Below are 1,045 nucleotides of genomic sequence, written 5' to 3'. Positions count from 1 at the left end.
TATTGGCGTTTGTTCACCACGTTAGTGCGTTTTGATGCCGTGTATGTTGGGCACTTCAAGTGTAATAAACAACGCATTGCCGATTACGTCAATATTCAGGGTTATCTGAAAGAGTTGTATCAGATTGACGGTATCGCCGATACCACCGATTTCTATCATATTAAGCGCCATTATTACTTCAGTCACACAGGGATTAATCCAACGCAAGTGGTGCCTAAAGGGCCTGATTTAGACTTTAGTTCTCCTCACCAAAGAGAAATGATCGGTTAGTTTGTAACGGTTCATCCAATACAAAAGCCCTTAACGACGAACTGCGTTGTTAAGGGCTTTTATTTACGCTAAGTGCTGGAAGCTAGAGGGGCATTTTTTAAATATATGCTCGCCTTATTTAGCGCGGACGATGTCCATCACCAACTTACCGTCAACCTTTACTGGACCATCTTCTTTGGCTCCGAGTGAGTACTCAAATACGCCCGTCTTCATTCCACCTTTTTCTCCGTGGACCATTAGCATCAGCATGTCACCAGACTCAACCGGTTCCATCAAAATTGCATTCACGTTCTCATTTTGTCCCATTTTAAGCGGAGCATAGCCGATCACGGGGCCTGGCTTCATCGATTCGTCTGTTCGGTGTACAACCATCCACCCGTTTTCGTCAGCATGAGCCATTTTTGCTGTTACCGTGCCCGCGGACATATCTTGATCTGCGCCTTCAATACTTGGAGAGGAAAAACTAAACGCAGAAAAACTGAACAGACATGCAGCTAAACCAAACTTTAGGAATGAGTTGTTGATGGAGTTGTTCATATGTATTCCTTACTTATGTGTGAGATTGCGTAATTGCATTCCATCTTCGTTACGTAGTTTCTCGTAAGAAAGTTCAGATGATATGAAAATAATGCCGATAAATTGAACGGGAGAGGGAAAATTGCTCAGTATTATTGAGCTCTGATGATAGTTAAAAGCCAGGACAAGACCCGCAGGTAAGGCAGGAACTATGGCTAGTTTCAGATTATCTTCTTGTCGTCACAGCTTCTTACCAATA

1 protein-coding gene and 1 pseudogene are annotated in these 1,045 nt (G+C 43.1%); one reads left to right on the top strand and one right to left on the bottom strand.

Annotation, left to right across the window (positions count from 1 at the left end; all coding sequences use genetic code 11):
- Positions 1-270, top strand: a pseudogene (locus R7Z47_RS24130) (glutathione S-transferase family protein); the annotation flags it as partial.
- A gap of 114 nt (positions 271-384) precedes the next feature.
- Here the strand turns inward: R7Z47_RS24130 and R7Z47_RS24125 are convergent.
- Positions 385-807: a hypothetical protein gene (locus R7Z47_RS24125; RefSeq protein WP_017447836.1), complete on the bottom strand. Its 423-nt coding sequence runs from the start codon at positions 805-807 to the stop codon at positions 385-387.
- Between the last annotated feature and the right edge of the window lie 238 nt (positions 808-1,045).

Source organism: Vibrio sp. 1641 (assembly GCF_033339995.1).
Classification (GTDB): domain Bacteria; phylum Pseudomonadota; class Gammaproteobacteria; order Enterobacterales; family Vibrionaceae; genus Vibrio; species Vibrio alginolyticus.
Note: the sequence above shows the minus strand (reverse complement) of the source record. Positions and strands in the feature narration are given on the sequence as shown.

Excerpts from the sequence above, each read along its gene's own strand:
- R7Z47_RS24125 (WP_017447836.1), bottom strand. The coding sequence starts at position 807 with ATGAACAACTCCATCAACAACTCATTCCTAAAGTTTGGTTTAGCTGCA.